This is a genomic window from Bifidobacterium pullorum subsp. saeculare (assembly GCF_016899725.1).
GTDB classification, from domain to species: Bacteria; Actinomycetota; Actinomycetes; order Actinomycetales; family Bifidobacteriaceae; genus Bifidobacterium; species Bifidobacterium pullorum_C.
Map to the genome: position 1 here is coordinate 1 of NZ_JACLYU010000164.1, position 474 is coordinate 474.

Annotated in this window: 1 protein-coding gene; it reads right to left on the bottom strand. The window is 58.4% G+C overall.

The features are described 5' to 3' along the window. Window positions 1–357 (bottom strand): hypothetical protein (locus tag H7U32_RS09980; protein WP_204469882.1); only part of this gene is annotated, 357 nt, incomplete at its 3' end. Window positions 358–474 lie beyond the last annotated feature (117 nt).

The following is a 474-nucleotide window of genomic DNA, read 5'->3' on the forward strand; positions in this document are numbered from 1 at the left end:
GCCCCACACGTTGGTGTCCACATTGCCGTTGACGCCCACCACGGCGCCCAGGTTGGCGGCGTAAATCTCCTCGGGGGTGAGGACGGTCTGGCCGTCCACATTGGCCAGGGAGACGGCGGTGGTGTTGCCGGTGCCCTGGTAGATGACGCTGGAGCTGCCGGCCAGCCGGCTGGCCGCCCACACGCTGCCGCCGCCCACCAGGCCGCCCACCAGGGCGCAGCACAGGCCCAGGGCCACAAACTTGGTCGCGGCGCGGTTCTTTTTCTTGGGGGGCTCATTTCCATGGACGTGGAACTGGTCGGTCTCTATGATGGGCTCCCGCTCCTCAGGGGGTCTGTTATAATCGCTGTAATACATGACGCTTCGCTCCTCTTTAACGGGTTTCAATTCCTTTTTGGAACGAGTTTAGGATAACCGCAAATTGTGTATAAAACATGAAGAAAATTTGCATGTTTTTTAAATTTCCCCCAAAAC